Origin of the sequence: Pseudomonas fungipugnans (genome assembly GCF_029955235.1) — a bacterium.
Classification (GTDB): domain Bacteria; phylum Pseudomonadota; class Gammaproteobacteria; order Pseudomonadales; family Pseudomonadaceae; genus Aquipseudomonas; species Aquipseudomonas fungipugnans.
The window spans coordinates 3,103,290-3,121,365 of record NZ_JARBWL010000001.1 but is presented as its reverse complement, the minus strand read 5'-3'; the positions used below and the strand labels follow the sequence as shown (position 1 = coordinate 3,121,365).

Annotated in this window: 15 protein-coding genes and 1 pseudogene; 5 read left to right on the top strand and 11 right to left on the bottom strand. The window is 60.5% G+C overall.

Annotated features, from left to right (window positions below):
* Positions 1-81: 81 nt before the first annotated feature.
* Both POF45_RS13225 and POF45_RS13220 read left to right on the top strand, forming a co-directional pair.
* Complete coding sequence (locus tag POF45_RS13225; protein WP_259497133.1) at positions 82-1,371, top strand: GGDEF domain-containing protein; 1,290 nt, start codon at positions 82-84, stop codon at positions 1,369-1,371.
* 178 nt (positions 1,372-1,549) lie between these two features.
* Positions 1,550-3,328: an acyl-CoA dehydrogenase C-terminal domain-containing protein gene (locus POF45_RS13220; protein ID WP_259497132.1), complete on the top strand. Its 1,779-nt coding sequence runs from the start codon at positions 1,550-1,552 to the stop codon at positions 3,326-3,328.
* A 226-nt stretch (positions 3,329-3,554) separates the two neighbouring features.
* On the opposite strand, the gene POF45_RS13215 is transcribed toward POF45_RS13220, so the two are convergent.
* Positions 3,555-4,484, bottom strand: a complete 930-nt coding sequence (locus POF45_RS13215; RefSeq protein WP_259497131.1) for a LysR family transcriptional regulator — start codon at positions 4,482-4,484, stop codon at positions 3,555-3,557.
* Positions 4,485-4,653: 169 nt separating this feature from the next.
* On the opposite strand from POF45_RS13215, the gene POF45_RS13210 reads away from it, so the two are divergent.
* The 3 genes and pseudogenes from POF45_RS13210 to POF45_RS13195 all read left to right on the top strand — a co-directional run bounded on the left by POF45_RS13210 (position 4,654) and on the right by POF45_RS13195 (position 6,887).
* Complete coding sequence (locus tag POF45_RS13210) at positions 4,654-5,931, top strand: aspartate aminotransferase family protein (RefSeq protein WP_282315823.1); 1,278 nt, start codon at positions 4,654-4,656, stop codon at positions 5,929-5,931.
* A 407-nt stretch (positions 5,932-6,338) separates the two neighbouring features.
* Positions 6,339-6,645: pseudogene (locus POF45_RS13200) on the top strand (helix-turn-helix domain-containing protein).
* Between the two features lie 83 nt (positions 6,646-6,728).
* Positions 6,729-6,887 (top strand): YqaE/Pmp3 family membrane protein, encoded by a 159-nt coding sequence (locus POF45_RS13195; protein WP_007904205.1) that lies wholly within the window; start codon positions 6,729-6,731, stop codon positions 6,885-6,887.
* Positions 6,888-7,040: 153 nt separating this feature from the next.
* Here the strand turns inward: POF45_RS13195 and POF45_RS13190 are convergent, their stop codons facing one another.
* The 10 genes from POF45_RS13190 to POF45_RS13145 all read right to left on the bottom strand — a co-directional run bounded on the left by POF45_RS13190 (position 7,041) and on the right by POF45_RS13145 (position 18,039).
* On the bottom strand, positions 7,041-8,867 hold the full coding sequence (locus tag POF45_RS13190; protein WP_282315822.1) for a S9 family peptidase: 1,827 nt from the start codon (positions 8,865-8,867) through the stop codon (positions 7,041-7,043).
* Positions 8,833-9,987, bottom strand: coding sequence for a pyrroloquinoline quinone biosynthesis protein PqqE (pqqE, locus tag POF45_RS13185; protein WP_259497127.1), 1,155 nt, complete (start codon positions 9,985-9,987; stop codon positions 8,833-8,835). The genes POF45_RS13190 and pqqE overlap by 35 nt, the downstream gene beginning before the upstream one ends.
* Positions 9,980-10,255 carry a pyrroloquinoline quinone biosynthesis peptide chaperone PqqD gene (pqqD, locus tag POF45_RS13180; RefSeq protein ID WP_259497126.1) on the bottom strand — a complete coding sequence of 92 codons (276 nt, stop codon included), beginning with the start codon at positions 10,253-10,255 and terminating at the stop codon, positions 9,980-9,982. The genes pqqE and pqqD overlap by 8 nt, the downstream gene beginning before the upstream one ends.
* A complete protein-coding gene (gene pqqC / locus POF45_RS13175; RefSeq protein ID WP_259497125.1) occupies positions 10,252-11,004 on the bottom strand; it encodes a pyrroloquinoline-quinone synthase PqqC in 753 nt (250 codons plus the stop codon). The genes pqqD and pqqC overlap by 4 nt, the downstream gene beginning before the upstream one ends.
* Positions 11,005-11,150: 146 nt before the next feature.
* The gene (pqqB, locus tag POF45_RS13170) at positions 11,151-12,062 is read right to left on the bottom strand and encodes a pyrroloquinoline quinone biosynthesis protein PqqB (protein ID WP_282315821.1); all 912 of its coding nucleotides are present in this window, start codon (positions 12,060-12,062) and stop codon (positions 11,151-11,153) included.
* A gap of 86 nt (positions 12,063-12,148) precedes the next feature.
* Positions 12,149-12,223: a pyrroloquinoline quinone precursor peptide PqqA gene (gene pqqA, locus POF45_RS13165; protein WP_080591079.1), complete on the bottom strand. Its 75-nt coding sequence runs from the start codon at positions 12,221-12,223 to the stop codon at positions 12,149-12,151.
* A 158-nt stretch (positions 12,224-12,381) separates the two neighbouring features.
* The gene (pqqF, locus tag POF45_RS13160; RefSeq protein ID WP_282315820.1) at positions 12,382-14,817 is read right to left on the bottom strand and encodes a pyrroloquinoline quinone biosynthesis protein PqqF; all 2,436 of its coding nucleotides are present in this window, start codon (positions 14,815-14,817) and stop codon (positions 12,382-12,384) included.
* 48 nt (positions 14,818-14,865) lie between these two features.
* On the bottom strand, positions 14,866-15,660 hold the full coding sequence (locus POF45_RS13155; protein ID WP_282315819.1) for a carbon-nitrogen hydrolase family protein: 795 nt from the start codon (positions 15,658-15,660) through the stop codon (positions 14,866-14,868).
* 12 nt (positions 15,661-15,672) lie between these two features.
* Positions 15,673-17,355: a flavin monoamine oxidase family protein gene (locus POF45_RS13150; protein ID WP_259497120.1), complete on the bottom strand. Its 1,683-nt coding sequence runs from the start codon at positions 17,353-17,355 to the stop codon at positions 15,673-15,675.
* Between the two features lie 222 nt (positions 17,356-17,577).
* Positions 17,578-18,039: an Lrp/AsnC family transcriptional regulator gene (locus POF45_RS13145; protein WP_282315818.1), complete on the bottom strand. Its 462-nt coding sequence runs from the start codon at positions 18,037-18,039 to the stop codon at positions 17,578-17,580.
* Between the last annotated feature and the right edge of the window lie 37 nt (positions 18,040-18,076).

Here is an 18,076-nt window from a genome sequence, read left to right as displayed (position 1 = left end):
ACGCGTCACACTGTATGTGCTTAACTGCTGCAAATGCAGGCACAATGCCATCTTTGTCTGCCGGGTCGGAGCTCTTACCCCTTGCCGCGTTCTTCTGCTTTACGCTTCAGTCATTTCCTGCCGTCACTACTGCTGTTGCTCGCTGGGCTTGCGGCTGCCTATATCAAAGAACTCAACGTATTCTTCACCTCGCTGTTCAACGTGCTGCCGACCCTGGTGCTGTTGCTTGGCGGTGCTTACTGCGCGGTTTACCGACGTCAGCGTGAATTGTTTCTGATGGTCACGGTGTACATCGCCTACTTCCTGCTCGACACCCAGACCGACTACTACCGTGACAACGGCAAGGTGCGTGAAGACGCGGCCGTGGTCTTCCACCTGTGTTGCCTGCTGTTGCCGTTATTGTTCGGCTTGTTTGCGGCATGGCAGGAGCGCACGCATCTGTTTCAGGACATGGTGGCGCGCTTTGCCGTGTTGCTGGCCTTTGGCAGTGTCGCACTGGGGCTGGAGCAAAGTTACCCACAGGCGTTGCTGATGTGGCTCTCGGAGATCCGCTGGCCGGCGCTGCATGGCGCGTGGATGAGCCTGATCCAGCTGTCCTACCCGGTATTCATTGCCTCGTTCCTGTTGCTGGCCTGGCAATACTGGCGCAACCCGAGGCCTTTGCACGCCGCGCAACTGGTCGGGCTGCTGGGGTTGTTCTGGATGCTGCCGAAGACCTTCATCCTGCCGTTCACCCTGAACATCATGTGCAGCCAGGTGATGCTGATGATCGCGGCGGCGGTAGCGCACGAGGCCTATCAAATGGCGTTCCGCGACGAACTCACCGGCCTGCCGGGCCGTCGTGCCTTGAACGAGCGCATGCAGCGGCTGGGGCGCAATTACGTGCTGGCGATGAGCGACGTCGACCATTTCAAGAAATTCAACGACACCCATGGTCATGATGTCGGCGACCAGGTGTTGCGCCTGGTGGCCAGCAAGCTGTCGAAAATCAGCGGCGGCGGCAGGGCGTATCGCTATGGTGGTGAGGAATTTGCCCTGGTGTTTGCGGGCAAGACCCTTGAAGAGTGCATGCCGCATCTGGAAGTGATCCGCGAGTCCATTGCGAGCTACAACATCCAGTTGCGCAATCCGGACAGCCGCCCGCAAGACGATCAGCAAGGTCGCCAGCGTCGGGCCGGGTCTGGTGCTTCCAGTGTGTCGGTTACTGTCAGCATCGGCGTCGCCGAGCGGCTGGAGCAACGCACGCCGGAACAGGTGCTCAAGTCCGCCGACGAAGCGCTTTACAACGCCAAGGGCGCGGGGCGAAATTGCGTGATAGCGTTCGGACAGAATCGCCGTGGCGCGGTGCGCATGGACGCCGCTGCAGGTTAAGGGCTACTGCGATAGCGCCTCGGCCGGGCGCTAACCATCCAGATCAATCTCCAATGACTAAAAATAACAATTAAGTCACGAGTTGACCCTATGTGTCGTAAAAGTTGTTGAGGTACACTCGGACCCAACAAAAGCACTTTTCCTACGAATCACCTGTATAGATCTTGCGAGGTTTGCCATGGCTGACTACAAAGCGCCCCTGCGCGATATGCGCTTCGTCCTCAATGAAGTGTTCGAGGTCGCCAAACTTTGGGCAGAGTTGCCGGCACTGGCCGACACGGTTGACGCAGAAACCGTCGAAGCCATTCTCGAAGAGGCCGGCAAGGTCACCAGCAAAAGCATCGCGCCCCTGAGCCGTGCCGCTGATGAGGAAGGTTGTCATTGGGCGGACGGTGCGGTCACCACGCCGGCCGGTTTCCCACAGGCCTATCAGACTTATGCTGAAGGCGGCTGGGTCGGCGTTGGCGGTGACCCTGCCTACGGTGGCATGGGCATGCCCAAGGCTGTTTCGGCGCAGGTCGAAGAAATGGTCAACTCCGCCAGCCTGTCGTTCGGCCTGTACCCGATGCTGACCGCCGGCGCCTGTCTGTCGATCAACGCGCACGCCAGCGACGAACTGAAAGCCGCGTACCTGCCGAACATGTACGCTGGCGTCTGGGCCGGCTCCATGTGCCTGACCGAGCCTCACGCCGGGACGGACCTGGGCATCATCCGCACCAAGGCCGAACCTCAGGCCGACGGTTCCTACAAAGTCAGCGGCACCAAGATTTTCATCACCGGTGGCGAGCACGACCTGACCGAAAACATCATTCACCTGGTGTTGGCCAAACTGCCGGACGCGCCAGCGGGGCCCAAAGGCATTTCGCTGTTCCTGGTGCCCAAGTTCATGGTCAATGCCGATGGCAGCCTGGGCGCACGCAACCCGGCGAACTGCGGTTCGATCGAACACAAGATGGGCATTCAGGCATCCGCGACGTGCGTGATGAACTTCGACGAAGCCGTGGGTTATTTGGTCGGCGAGCCGAACAAAGGCCTGGCAGCGATGTTCACCATGATGAACTACGAGCGTCTTGGCGTCGGTATCCAGGGCCTGGCCACCGGCGAGCGCTCGTACCAGAACGCCGTTGAGTACGCCCGCGACCGCCTGCAAAGCCGTTCGCCGACTGGCGCGCAGAACAAGGACAAGGTCGCTGACCCGATCATCGTCCACCCCGATGTGCGTCGCATGCTGCTGACCATGAAAGCCTCGAACGAAGGCGGCCGTGCGTTCTCCACCTACGTGGCAATGCAACTGGACACGGCCAAGTTCAGCGAAGACGCCACCACCCGCAAACGCGCGGAAGACCTGGTGGCGTTGCTGACCCCGGTGGCCAAGGCGTTCCTGACCGATCTGGGTCTGGAAACCACGGTTCACGGTCAGCAGATTTTCGGCGGCCATGGCTACATTCGTGAATGGGGCCAGGAGCAACTGGTCCGCGACGTGCGCATCACTCAGATTTACGAAGGCACCAACGGCATTCAGGCACTGGACCTGGTGGGACGCAAAATCGTCGGCAGCGGCGGTGCGTTCTACAACCTGTTCGCCGACGAGATCCGTCATTTCACCGCAACGGCCAGCGCCGATCTGACGGAGTTCACCAAGCCGTTGAATGACGCGGTCACCACCCTCGACGAACTGACCGCATGGGTGCTCGACCGAGCGAAAAACAATCCGAATGAAATCGGCGCTGCCTCGGTCGAATATCTGCAAGCCTTTGGCTACGTGGCCTACGCCTATATGTGGGCACTGATGGCGAAGGCGGCTTTTGGCAAAGAAGCGCAGGATGATTTCTACGCCAGCAAGCTGGGCACCGCGCGGTTCTATTTCGCGCGTCTGTTGCCGCGTATTCACTCCTTGAGTGCGTCGGTCAAGGCGGGGAGCGAATCGCTGTTCCTGCTGGACGCGGGGCAGTTCTGACAATGTAACGTCATGTAAGCATTCTCTTACGTGACGTACTGCTTTTCTCCCCTATCCGCTCATTGGATCCAGAGCTAATCTACTTCACATGGACGTCGCGCAGGAAGCGCAAAGCAACAACACGGACACGTAGGATTCTGCCAGGATGGCGGAGTGAAATGGATGTCAGGGAAACAGTCTGCAAAGCCCCGCTTCGGCGGGGTTTTCTTTGTCCGCAGAAAAGTGCTCAGCTTATGGCGTCGAGATTCTGCGAGCCATTCAAGCGCTCATCGGGGCCATTCATCACCTCTTCAAGCAGCGTGCGCAGCAAGGCCAGCGAGGCTTGTTGGCGCTGCACATCGCGACACACCAACCCGACCTTCAACGGCACCCGAGGCTCCGTCAGCGGCTTCCACAACAACGTCTGGTTACCGAGCGCCTTTTGCGAACGCCCGGGAAGCACCGTTGCCAATCGGGTGTGGGGCAAACTGTCGAGAATCCCCGCCATGTTGTTCAGCTCGGCCTGCACTTGCGGGCGCCGTCCGAGGCTGGCCAGTTGTGTTTGCCAGATCTGCCGCACCTGAAACTCTTCGCCCAACAGCAACATCGGCAATTCGGCGGCCTGGCTCATGGAGACTTTCTTGAATTCGCGCAACGGATGATCCGCCGGGATGACCAGCGTCAGTTCATCTTCGTACAGCATCACGCCATGCAACCCCGGCTGACGGGGCGGCAGGTAGCTGATGCCGATGTCCAGCGAACCATTGAGCAAGCGCCGTTCGATTTCCAGCCCTGTCAGCTCGTAGATTTGCACCACCAGATGCGGCTGCGCCTTGCGCACCCGTTCGAGCATTTGCGGCACCAGACTGGTGTGCACGGTCTGTAATACGCCGATGGCCAGGGTGCGCAGTGCCTGACCCTTGAAATTGCCCAGCGCTTCCCGCGCCCGTTGCAAGCCGTCGAGTAATGGCAGCGCGTGGTTGTACAGCGTATGCGCGGCCAGGGTCGGCAGCAGTCGTTTGCTGCTGCGTTCGAACAGGGTCACGTCGAGGTTCTGTTCCAGGTTACGGATCTGTTGTGACAGCGCTGGTTGAGAGATCGACAGACGCTCGGCGGCCCGGCCTACATGGCCTTCTTCGTAGACCGCGACGAAATAACGCAGTTGCTTGAAATCCATAAGTGATACTTATCGAAAATGCTTTGAAATCGAAATGGCCCAGAGGCCGGCGTGAGCCTAGTCTAACCGCATTCACAAGGCTTACAGGGCCGAAAAGCGCGATGAATACGGTTAATGTCGAAGGTGTTTACATAGGCAAGACAAAAAACCTCAATGGGGGGGTTTTTGGATGAATCTGTTCAAATCGCGTCGCCATTCGCCCAGCCTTGATGACCTGGTCATGGATCACTCCCGGCCTTGCGAACACCTTTGCAGTGACTACCTGATGCCTGGCGTGGAACGGCCGCAGCAGGTTTTCGTACGAGGGCAGGGCTCGTGGTTGTGGGACAGCGAGGACCACGCCTATCTGGACTTCTCCCAGGGCGGTGGTGCCAACAGCCTCGGTCACAGCCCATCGGTGCTCCTCGAGGCTATTGCGAACCAGGCCCGAAGTTTGATCAATCCCGGTTTCGGTCTGCATAACCGAGGCATGCTCAAGCTTGCAGAGCGTCTTTGCGAAAGTACCAGGAGTGATCAGGCCTGCCTGCTCAACAGCGGCAGCGAGGCCTGTGAAGCGGCGATCAAACTGGCCCGCAAGTGGGGTCAACAGCATCGTGGCGGCGCGTGCGGGATCATCGTCGCCAGCAATGGCTGCCATGGCCGTAGTCTGGCGACGATTTCAGCGTCGGACAGTTCGACCCTGACCAACCGATTCGAGCCGCAGTTGCCGGGTTTCAATCATGTGCCCTTCAATGATCTGCCGGCACTGCACGCAGCGGTGGATTCCCGCACCGTGGCAATCATGCTGGAGCCGATTCAGAGCGAAGCCGGGGTTATCCCGGCGAGCGAGCATTACCTCAAGGGCGTCGAGCGGTTGTGTCGCGAACTCGGCATCCTGCTGATTCTTGATGAAGTACAAACCGGCATCGGCCGCTGCGGTACGCTGCTTGCCGAACAGTCCTACGGCGTGCGGGCCGATATCGTCGTACTTGGCAAAGGCCTTGGCGGCGGTGTGCCCCTGGCGGCGTTGCTGGCGCGGGGCAAGGCCTGCTGTTTTGAGGTCGGTGAAATGACCGGCACTCACCACGGCAATGCGCTGATGACGGCTGCCGGGCTGGCAATTCTCGACAGCGTGCAGGACAGGGGGTTTCTCGATCACGTCGAGCAAACCGGGCAGTACCTGCGCGACGGTCTGCTGCGCCTGGCCCACCGTTACGGCCATGGCCAATTGCGTGGGCAAGGACTGCTGTGGGGACTGACCCTGTCGGAAGACTCAGCCGATGCCGTAGTCAACGCCGCGCTGAACGAAGGCCTGTTGCTCAACGCGCCGCGACCCGATTGCCTGCGTTTCACCCCGGCCCTGACCGTCAGCAAATCCAGCATCGATGAAATGTTGCTGCGCCTGGCCCGCGCCTTCTCCCGCGTGCGCACCGCGCAACTGCAATGCCGCAAAGGCATTGCCGTCTGACCGGACCCGCCCACACGCATTCCCGAACCGTCTCGCGGTAATAACGCATCGCCCCACGCCTGATCTTTTTAGCGTGGGGCGTTTTTTTGTTCCTGCGTTTTGCCAAAGGCACGTTGGTGCTTGAGCGGGAGCTGGATCAGTGGCTTTTTAAAAGGACCGGCATGGAATGCAGGTACGAGTAGAGCGGGATTCTGCGCTTCGAAAAATATACCACTGGGTGGTATACATAATGGAAGGGATGCCTGTGGCTTCAAGACTGTTCAAGACGCAAACGTTTTGCGACTGATGCCAGTAAGGCCTGGATCAGTGACGAGGAGCTTCGGGAGGCATTTTCGCAAATGCTGGCCGGGCAGGCGAGATGGACATCCAGCACTTGCTGGATATGAAAGAGTTTGTGGAGATATCACATGAGTAAGAAATTCAAACGTGAGCTGTCAGAATCGATTCACGAATCGGCCAGTGCCTTGTTTGCCATCGGTGCAATCAGCAAGGCGACCATGCGAAGATTCGATAAGCACCCCGGAAGCGATCCCGGCCGAGCAGATCAAAGCCCTGCGCGAGCGCAACAATGTCAGCCAACCCGTGTTTGCGCGTTATCTGAACACCAGCGCTTCGACGGTCAAGCAATGGGAGGCCGGAGACAAGCATCCCAGCGGGATGGCGCTGAAGTTGCTGAGCATCGTGCAGAAGCACGGTCTTGAAATCCTGGCCTGAAAAGCCGCACTGAACCCTGACCAGCGGCGCGGGTCGATTAGTTGTGTGGCTCGTGTGAGCCAACGTCAATCAGGAGCTGCCCTATGGATTTCATTCGTATCATCATCGCCATTCTGTTGCCGCCCCTGGGTGTGTTTCTGCAAGTCGGTTTCGCCGGGGCGTTCTGGCTGAATATCCTGCTGACGTTGTGCGGGTATATTCCGGGGATCGTGCATGCGGTGTATATCATCGCCAAGCGCTGAGATTAGCGGCGTCAGATAGACAGCTTTCGTCGGAACGCCGCCCGGAGCCGGCTCGCTCCCACAGGTGACGTGCAAATTTGAAATCGCGTTAATCCTGTGGGAGCGAGCCGGCTCGCGAATGCGGCACCGCGACTCATGCACGGTGCACCGGCGTCAGTCCCCCAGCTCCATCACCCGCCGATAAAACAACCACTCCTGCTCCAGCGCATGCGCCTGATTGGCGGCCTTGCGAAACCCATGGCGTTCATCGTCGTAGTAGTGAGCTTCGACCAGAATCCCGTTGTCCTGTAACGCCGTGACCATGTCGCGTGTCTGTTGCGGCACCACCACGGCATCCAGTTCGCCCTGAAAGAAAATCACCGGCACCGCGATGTTGCTCGCATGCAGTAGCGGCGTGCGTGCGGCGTAGCGTTCGGCGTCTTGCAGCGGATCGCCGATCAGCCAGTCGAGATAGTCGCCTTCGAACTTGTGGGTCGCCTGGCCCAGGGCAACCGGGTCGCTGACGCCATACAGGCTGGCGCCGGCGCGAAAAACCTGCCGGAAGGCCAGCGCGCACAGCGTGGTGTAACCGCCGGCGCTGCCGCCACGAATAAACGCCTTGTCGCCGTCGATCAGCCCGCGTTCGGCGAGATGGCTCACCACTGCACAGGCGTCCTGCACGTCAACGTCGCCCCAACTCAAATGCAACGCCTGGCGATACGCGCGGCCATAACCGCTGCTGCCCCGGTAGTTCAGATCGGCCACGGCAAAGCCGCGGTGCGCCCAGTATTGAATACGCGGATCAAGGATCGGGTAGCAGGCCGAAGTCGGGCCACCGTGGATAAACACTACCAGCGGCGGCCTGGCTTCGGTGCCCATCGCCGGGTAGAAGAAACCGTGTGCCTCGCCGGAACCGCTCGGGTAACGCAGGGTTTGCGGACGACTGATCTTCTCTGCGGGCAGAGGCGCCGCGCCACCTGCCAGGACCTTGACCTCCCGGCTGTTGCGGTCGATGGCAATCACCGCCGAAGGGCTGATGGGCGATGCCGCGATGCAATAGATGAACTGCTCATCGAGTGCCAGGTGGCGAAAGCGCGTGTAGTCGCCGGTCAGGTCCTGATCGGCACCGCTGCAAAGGCCCAGGCGACCGAAACCGTCCAGCGTCCAACTGGCCAGATAACGCTCTTCGCCCAGCGGCAACCAGGTGCAGCCGCCCAATTGCCAAGGCGCTGGGCCGTGGTCGGCAGCGGCACTTGGCAGCGGTTCCAGTCCGTGTGCCGAAACGGCCCATGGCTGCCAGAAACCACCGCGATCCGTCAGGCAGTACAGTCGACCATCGGCGTCGTAGCGAGGTTGTTGCAGTGACTCTTGAACACCCTCCCCGGCAATACACCTGATGTGGGCAAGCGTGCCGTCAGACTGGCGGTCGGCAAGCATCAGCCGCGTGGCGGTCCAGGGTTGATCGGGGCGGCTCCACTCGATCCAGGCCAATTGCCGGGCATCAGGACTCAAGGTGGGAGCGGCATAGAAATCAGCGCCTTCGGCCAGCAGGTGGCGTTGGCCGTCTACAAGATCGATGGCCACCAGGCGATGGCGTTCACCCTGTTCCTCAACCGCCAGAACCTGCCCGTTGCCAAACTGCAGATCGCCATAGCGCTTTTCGCCCGAGGTCAACGCCACAGGTGCTTCGCCAACCAGCGATTGCCGGTACAACTGTTGATCCGTCTCGTTGACGAAAACAACCTCGTCATCTGTCAGGCAAAACGCGCCACCACCATATTCGTACACCCGACTGCGCACACTGAAGCCCGGTGGTGTCAGGCAGCGGGCCTGGCCATCACGCCAATGCCAGATCCGGCACGCGGCGTCCTGAGGGCGGTACTCATTCCAGAACAGGCCTTGGGAGCCGAGCAGCAACTCGGCGAAATCAATGCTGGATGCGACGGCTCGGGTGGCGCTCAAAGGTTCAGCCTTTGGCGATGAGGCGTGAGTTTCGTTCATTGCGAAAGGCCAACTGTTCAATGGTCAGGGCGGCGTGTTCGGCTTCTTCGCGGGCCTTGAGAATCACGCCATGATGTTCCGACTTGCTGCACACCGGGTCGGCATTGCTCGCGTCACCCGTAAGCATGAACGCTTGGCAACGGCAGCCGCCGAAGTCCTTTTCTTTTTCGTCGCAGGAGCGGCACGGCTCGGGCATCCAGTCATAACCGCGAAAGCGGTTGAAGCCGAACGAGTCGTACCAGATGTGCTGCATGCTGTGATCACGCACGTTGGGAAACTGCACCGGCATTTGCCGCGCGCCGTGACAGGGCAGGGCGGTGCCGTCCGGAGTGACGGTCAGGAAGATGCTGCCCCAGCCATTCATGCAGGCTTTCGGGCGTTCTTCGTAGTAGTCCGGCGTCACGAAAATCAGTTTGCACGGATGCCCTTCGGCCGCAAGTTTGGCGCGGTATTCGTTGGTGATACGTTCAGCGCGAACCAGTTGTTCCTTGGTCGGCAACAGCCCGACACGATTGAGCTGCGCCCACCCGTAGAACTGGCAGGTGGCGAGTTCGACGAAGTCCGCTTCCAGGGCGATGCACAGCTCGATGATACGATCGATCTTGTCGATGTTATGCCGATGGGTGACGAAGTTCAGCACCATCGGGTAGCCGTGTGCTTTTACCGCACGGGCCATTTCCAGCTTCTGGGCGAAGGCCTTTTTCGAGCCGGCCAGCAGGTTGTTCACTTGCTCGTCGCTGGCCTGGAAGCTGATCTGGATGTGGTCCAGGCCGGCCTTCTTGAAGTCGCTGATTTTCTGTTCGGTCAGGCCGATGCCCGAGGTGATCAGGTTGGTGTAGAAGCCCAGCTTGCGGGCCTCGGCGATCAGTTCGGCGAGGTCCTGGCGCACCAGTGGTTCACCGCCGGAAAAGCCCAGCTGCGCTGCACCCATTTCCCGTGCTTCGCGAAACACCTTGATCCATTGTTCGGTGCTCAGCTCTTTGCCTTGCTCGGCGAAATCCAGTGGATTGGAGCAGTACGGGCATTGCAGCGGGCAGCGATACGTCAGCTCGGCCAGCAGCCACAGCGGCAGGCCGATCTCGGGTTTTGGCGGTAACTTGACCGACGTGGAATCAGGCAAGTTCGATCCAGTGCTGAGCACGGGCAACCTCCATGAATTGCTCGATGTCTTCACCGAGCTCGGGCACACCGGGGAATTTGGCGTCCAGTTCGGCGATGATCGCCGCGACATTACGCTCGCCGTCAATCAGGCCGCCGATCAATGCGGCGCTTTCGTTGAGCTTGATCATGCCTTCGGGGTAGAGCAGTACGTGGCCTTTTTGCGCCGGTTCGTACTGGAAGCGGTAGCCCTGACGCCAGGTCGGGGTCTTGCTGCGATCAAAACTCATAACGCGATTCCTTTGTGCCAGACCCGTTGCCCGGTCACGCTGTGGTACGGCGGGCGGTTCAGTTCGTAAGCCATGCTCATGGCATCGAGCATGCTCCAAAGAATGTCCAGTTTGAACTGGAGAATTTCCAGCATGCGCTCCTGGCCTTCCCGGGTGGTGTAGTGTTGCAGGGTGATCGCCAAGCCGTGTTCGACATCACGTCGGGCCTGACCCAGGCGCGTGCGGAAATATTCGTAGCCGGTCGGGTCGATCCATGGGTAATGCTGCGGCCAGCTGTCGAGGCGCGACTGGTGGATCTGCGGTGCGAACAGTTCAGTCAGCGAGCTGCTGGCGGCTTCCTGCCAATTGGCTCGGCGGGCGAAGTTGACGTAGGCGTCGACGGCGAAACGCACGCCCGGCAGCACCAGTTCCTGGGAGCGCAACTGATCCGGGTCGAGGCCGACCGCTTGGCCCAGACGCAGCCAGGCTTCGATGCCGCCGTCTTCGCCGGGGGCGCCGTCGTGGTCCAGCAGGCGCTGAATCCACTCGCGGCGGATCTCGCGGTCCGGGCAGTTGGCCAGGATCGCGGCGTCCTTCAGCGGGATATTCACCTGATAGTAGAAGCGGTTGGCGACCCAGCCCTGAATCTGCTCACGGGTCGCCCGGCCTTCGTACATCGCCACGTGATACGGGTGATGGATGTGGTAATAGGCGCCTTTGGCGCGCAGCGCGGCTTCGAATTCGGTGGGGGACATTGCGGTGTCAGTCATTTCGGTTCTCCGCGAATAACCGGGGGATTCTTGGGTGTTCGATCTGCCCTCATCGCGAGCAAGCTCGCTCCCACAGGGACTGTGGTAACCCGATCCAATGTGGGAGCGGGCTTGCCCGCGATAGACCGCGCAGCGGTCTCGGCCTCTTACAAAACTATACTCATGCCGTCATACGCCACTTCAACATCACGGCGAACCAGCTCCGCGCGTTCCGGCGAATCTTCATCAAGAATCGGGTTGGTGTTGTTGATGTGGATAAGCACCTTGCGCGGCTTGGGCAGCTGTTCCAGTACTTCGAGCATGCCGCCGGGGCCGTTCTGTGCCAGATGGCCCATTTCGCGGCCAGTGCGGGTGCCGACGCCACGGCGCTGCATTTCGTCGTCGTCCCACATCGTGCCGTCCACCAGCAGGCAATCGCTGGCGGCCATGATCTCCAGCAGCGGCGCGTCGACCTTGCCCAGACCCGGCGCATAAAACAGCTTGCCGCCGGTGCTGAGGTCTTCAACGATCAGGCCGATGTTGTCGCCCGGATGCGGGTCGAAGCGGTGCGGCGAGTAGGGCGGCGCAGCGCTGCGTAGCGGCAGCGGAGTGAAACGCAGGTTCGGGCAGGCCGGGACGGTGAAGCTCTGGTCGAGTTCGATGCGGTTCCAGGCCAGCCCGCCGTTCCAGTGGGTCAGCATGGTGAACAGCGGGAAGCCGGTGCTCAGGTCTTCGTGGACCATGTTGGTGCACCACACCTGATGTGGGCAGCCTTCGCGCAGACTGAGTAGCCCGGTAGTGTGGTCAATCTGGCTGTCCATCAGGATGATCGCGCTGATCCCGGTATCACGCAGGGCGCGGCCCGGTTGCATCGGGGCGAAGCCCTGCAGTTGGGCGCGGATGTCCGGCGAGGCATTGCACAGGACCCAGTTCACGCCGTCATCGGAAATCGCGATGGAGGACTGAGTACGCGCCTTGGCGTTCAGGCTGCCGTCGCGAAAGCCTGCGCAGTTCACGCAGTTGCAGTTCCACTGCGGAAAACCGCCGCCGGCGGCGGAACCTAGAATCTGGACAAACATGACCGCTCCATCATTTCAACGCTGAAAATAAAAACGCCCCGGCGAGCCGAGGCGTTGCACTGCATTTTCCACCGCAAGGGCAGAAATTAACGGCTTGCGAAATACATGGTGACTTCAAAGCCGATACGCAGGTCGGTGTAAGCAGGTTTGGACCAGGCCATGGGAGTGCTCCTTTCGGGTGGGTGGGACAGCGCAGATCTATACATATAGTCCACCTCCAGCCGGAGATGTTCCAGATAGTTAGGTGGCTATGTTACTCAAAATTACAGAGTGGTGGCCCGCGAAACTTTGAAAAAGCTAATTGCAGCGCCGGTAAAGATCATTTTGTCACTTGCCAGGGTGTCGCGGGGCTGCCTGCGTTGGCCAGAACGTGCCAGCCACCTTCGGCCTGATTCAGTCGTCGTGCTGCGAGGAGCAATGTGGATCGTTCGACGTGCAGAATCGCCTCGGGCAGTCGCGTCAGATAATCCGACGAGTGGCCGGCCAGTTTGCCCTGCCAAAGCAGCTCTGCCGCTTGGGCGTTGGGTAGCGTGCTGAGGGCAAATTGATCGGCCAGCGCTTGGCGCCGGCTGTTATAGCTGGCGTCATCGAGGCCGTTGATCAACTCGGGCAAGCCGTTCAAGAAGTATTCAATGTGTTGAAGAATGGTTTGCGGTACGACACTCGGTGATTGCACGCCGAACAGCAGTCCGGTCTGGCCATGAATCTGGCGCAGCCCGCTGAACACGGCGTAACCGAGTTGCAGTTCAACACGCAGGCGCTGGTAGAACGGTGTCTGGCACAGGTGGCCGAGCAGGCGCCAGGCGGCTTCATCGGCCAGCGTGCGGGTGGGGGCCGGGCAGAACAGCAGCAGTGCCTGTTCGCTGGAGCTGCATTCGACATTGCTCCACACATGCTGCGAGTCGATGGTCGGCGCTGGGGGCAGTGCATTGTCCGCTGCGCCGGGAATGCGACTCAGCGCCAGGCCTATGGCCGCTTGGGTCTGCGCCGAAAGGCCAAGCGCCAGACCGTCCCAACGTGCACCCGACCACAGGTGTTGCACGTCGTCCGAGACGGCGCCGGTGCATTGAAGGCAGCGCTCAGGTAACGCCTTGAGCAGCAGCCGGATCGGGATCAGCGCGGCACTTGCCGGTTGCTCCCGTGAGACACCGACATTGGCTGCCGTCAGCGTTTTCAGTGCATGTTCGAGGACGGTCGGCATCGGCTCTTGCAGACCAATCATGTTCAGCAGCCATTCATTGCCCGATGCACTGAAGGAAAAATCCACTGCGGCTTGGCGAGCGTCTTCACGCAACGTTTGCAGAGCGCTTTCCAGGCTTGCCTGAAGATTATTGTCGGGCGCCGAATCGAGGCGCCAGCGCAGATAAATCGCCCCCTCATCGGTGTTATCCGGCATTGCTTGGCTGAACTGCATCGGCGACTGCTCGCGTCGATGGCGTGAGCGATCCTGAGCAAACGTGCGCAAACCACGGTGAGCGCTGGTCTGCCCGCGTATCAAACCGGCGTTGGCGGTGGGGGTTGGCGCCTGCAAAAACGGGTTGGGCGTCGGTAGATGCCAGGCGTCGTTGAAGTTATCCACAGCGCCGATTTTTTTCAGGATGTCCTTGAGGGCTGAGACGCCCTGCTCAGACAAGCCGATCTCCAGTTGCTCGGCATCCAGACGCGCCAGTTGCAAGGCGCTGCTGACCTGCTGCCGGCGTAGTTGCAGGGCGACGTACTCGTGGCGCAGCTCGGGCCAGTCCTGTTGTGCGGCGAAGAAGCTCAGCCAATCAAGCAACTGCTCGCGGATCACTTGTGCGCAGGCGTCAGTCAGAAGGCTGCACTCAATATGCAGAACGGCCTGTCCGGCGAACTGGTAGAGCGGTGTGGCTTTCAAACCGTCGGCCAGCCCGTGCGCTCGCCATTCGGCCAGCAGTCCGCCAGGTTTGGCGCAATTGAGCCAATGGCAGAGGAATGCCAGCGCTTGGGGCGATGTGTCGGGCAGCGACTCGAAGGTGAACAGCAAATTCAGTCGGCGTTCTGCGACCTGTTGATAACTTTCGTCCGGCGTCGCCATCAACGAGACGGGTCTGCTCTGGCAAATTTTTGCTCCGGCGGGGAGTGCGGCGGCAAACTGTTCGGCCATTGCCTTCAACTCATCAAGGCTCTGCGGCCCTGCCAGGCTCAGGGTCATTTGCCCGGTCTGATAAAACTGCTGATGAAAGTCCTGCAAGGCTTGCTGAAACTGCGCCTGCGCCACGGGCAGGCTGTCACGGTTGCCAGCATGAAATCCACGCAGCGGATGAGTCGGCGAGAGTCCGTCGAATAGTGCCAACTGTCGTTGAGCTTCGGCATCCTGAGACCACGCGACAAATTCCGCGTGCAGCACTTCCCGTTCGCGCAACTGATCATCCAGATTCATACGCGGATGCGCGAGCATGTCTGACAGACGCACCAACCCACCGGCGAACGCCTGCTGTGGCAGTTCGAAAAAGAAGTCGGTGCTGCGTTCGCTGGTACGCGCATTCACCTGCCCGCCGTGACCTTGCACGTAGGCCATCAGTGCTCGTTCAGTGGGAAAGCGTGCAGTACCGAGAAACAGCAGGTGTTCCAGAAAGTGCGCCAGACCGGGCCACGCCAGCGGCACATCATGACTGCCGGCAGCGACCCGCAATGCGGCGGCGCAGCGCTTCAGATTCGGGGCATGACGCAGCGTCACCCGCAGGCCGTTGGCCAGGGTTTCAGTGTGAGGGCGAGGGTGATTCAGCGCGGGCATGAGCACTTCCAGAACAGGGAAGTGCCAATGCTAGCGGATTAAGGGGTATCAGCGCTTGTTCAGCTCGCCATAAAGCTCTGGGCGACGGTCGAGGAAGTAGCGATTGGCGGCGCGGGAGTCGACCATCAACTGGCGATCCAGCTCACCGACTATCAGTGCCTCATCCAGACCTGCCTGGGCGATACGGCTGCCATCCGGGGCGGCGATGCTGCTTTGGCCGCAGTACTGGATGTCGCCTTCGTGGCCGCAGTAGTTGGCGTAGGCCACATAGCACTGGTTTTCGAAGGCCCGGGCGCGGACGGTGACGTCGGCGATGAAGTCGTACGGCACCATGTTGGCCGTTGGCACCAGGATCAGCTCGGCACCGGCCAGGGCCAGGCGCCGCGCGTTTTCCGGGAATTCCAGGTCGTAGCAGATCAGGAAGCCGAGCTTCCATCCATTGAGCTCCACGATGGGCAGCTCATGTTCTCCAGCGCTGAACATGGAGCGGTCCAGGTCGCCGAACAGGTGCGTCTTGCGGTAGTTGCACAGGCGCTCGCCGTGGGCGTCGATCAATTGCACCGAGTTGTAGATGTGCCCGTCTGCCGTGCGCTCGGGGTAGCCGTAGGCAATGGCCAGCCCCGCCGCCTTGGCGATGCGGCCGATCTGCTGCGCCCACTCACCGTTGTAGACCTCGGCCAATACGCTGACCGCCTCGCTGCCGATGTTGTAGCCGGTCAGGAACATCTCCGGCAGCACCAGCAGGTCGGCGCCTTTGGCCTCCAGCGCCACTTGATGCAGGCGCTGCAGGTTGGCGGCCGGTTCAAGGGGCAGCGGTGGACATTGGTAAAGGGCTACGCGCATTTCGGATTCCTCTTACTCGGGCAGGGCGATCGGACCGATCTCGTTGAACACATCTCCTGGACCCGGGTTTTCGGCGTGAGTTTCACCGCCGAAGTGTTTCATGATGCCCCACACGGCATTGAGCGAGGTCTGTACCGCGCCTTCGACCCAGGCTGGGGTCCACGAAACGTCGTCGCCAGCGATGAAAATTCCGCGTTGTTCAGCCGGCATATCGTCCTGCATGAAGTGCGCGTACATGCGCTGGTTATAGCGATAGTGGCCGGGCAGGGCGCCCTTGAAGGCACCGAGGAAGTGCGGGTCTGCTTCCCACGAAACAGTGATCGGATCGCCGATGATCCGCGCGGCGATGTCGACTTTCGGGTAGATCTTTTTCAACGCATCGAGCGCCAGCTTCACGCGTTTTTCGACGGGATGCGGCAGCATTTTCAGCGCATCGCTCATCCACGAGTACGACAGGCAAATCACCCCGGGCTTGTCGTCGCCGTTGTCGAACAGATAAGTGCCACGCGTCAGGCGGTCGGTGAGGGTCATGCTCATCAGGTCGCGGCCGGTTTCCGGGTCCTTGTCCTTCCAGAATGGGCGGTCGACCATCACGAAGGTCTTCGACGACTGCATGTAGCGGGTGCGGTCCAGGGCCATCCACATCTTTTGCGAGAACAGGGTTTCGTCACATTCGATCTGGGTGGTCAGCAGCCAGCTCTGGCAGGTGGTCAACACGGCGGCATATTCGCGGGTATCGCCCCAGTTGTCGGTGACGGCAAAACGACCGTCCGCAGCGTGGGCGATTTTCTTCACGCCGGTGCGCGGTGCACCGTTGTGCAGGGAACTGAGGCTGGTGCCTTGCGGCCAGTGCACGCAACGCTCCGGCACGTGACGCCAGATGCCCAGCGGCACCTGTTCCACACCGCCGACCACCAGGTGCTGGTGGTCGTCACAGTTGGTCATCACGACGCGGAAGATTTCCAGCATCGAGTTGGGGAAGTCGGAGTCCCAGCCGCCGGTACCGAAACCAACCTGACCAAACACTTCGCGGTGATGGAACGACAGCTTGGCAAAGGCTTTGGAGGTGGCGACGAAATCGTAGAACGTACGGTCGTCCCACAGCGGCACCAGGGTGTTCCACAGCGCCTTGAGACGTGGCACGTCACGGTCGCGGATCGCTTGCTGGATGTCGGAGAACTGCGAGCCGGCTTCCAGCGCGTCCGCCCAGGCATCAGCCACTTCCTGGAACAATGCAGGAAGATCGGCGAGCTTCTGTGCGTAATGGGTTTTGCCTTCGATGTCGATCACGGTGCTGCCCGAGGCAGGCGTCAGCGGATTCGGGAAGGGCTTGGTTTCGAGGCCGAGCTTGTCGACGTAGTGATAGAACGCGGTGGACGATACCGGGAAGCGCATGCCGCCCAGTTCGGCAATGATGCCTTCGGCGCCATTGAACGCCTGGGAGCGCAAGCGACCGCCCATTTTCGAGGCTTCGTAGACGACCGGCTTGAGGCCCAGTTTCATCAGTTCGTAAGCCGCCACCAGCCCGGCAATACCGCCGCCGACAATGGCCACCTCGGCCCCGTGGTTGTGCGCCGGAATGCTGCCCAGGCCGGCCGGGTGCTCGATCCAGTCGTCGAAGGCGAAAGGAAAGTCCGGACCGAAAATGGTGACCGGTTTTTTACCGTCTGCAGGATGGCGATTATTCTTGTTCATGGCGGACCTTGCTGGCGACCCGACGCGGGATGCGCGTCTGAGTATAGGAAAAGATGGCAGCCATTCTAGAGAGCGCAGAACACGTTAATAAGACGCAATGTGTCGTCATTTTGCCAGTTATTTGATCAATATGACGAAGCATCGCTGCACACCGTCAGTGTGGGAGCCAGGCTGGCCCGCGAAGAGGCCCTCTCAGACACCATAGAATGTCGGTCAGAAAATCTAAACCGGCTGCCCCCGATCAATCTTGCTACTCAAAATAATCGAAGTCGTGGTCTTCTCCACCCCATCCACGCTGCCAATCTGATCCAGCAACTGATCCAGTTGCTCCGGCGAGTCCGTGCGCAGCCACGCCACATAATCAAATTCGCCACTCACCGCACACAACTGCTGCACCTGCGCCATCGCACTGAGCCGGCGCACCACTTCCTTGCCCGAGCGCGGCTGCACGGTGATCCCGACATACGCCTGCAAGCCGCCATCCACCACACGCTGCCCGAGGCGCACGCCGTAACCGGTAATCACCCTGGCTTTTTCCAGCCGCGCCAACCGCGAAGTCACGGTGGTTCGGGCGATGTCCAACTGCCGAGCAAGCATGGCCACGCTTTCGCGGGCATTGATCTGCAGGGCCGCAATCAGTTGGCGGTCGATTTCATCAAGAACGGGCGCGCGAGTGTCAGGCAAAACGTCGTCTCCAGCGGGATGGATCAATGGGGTGGCA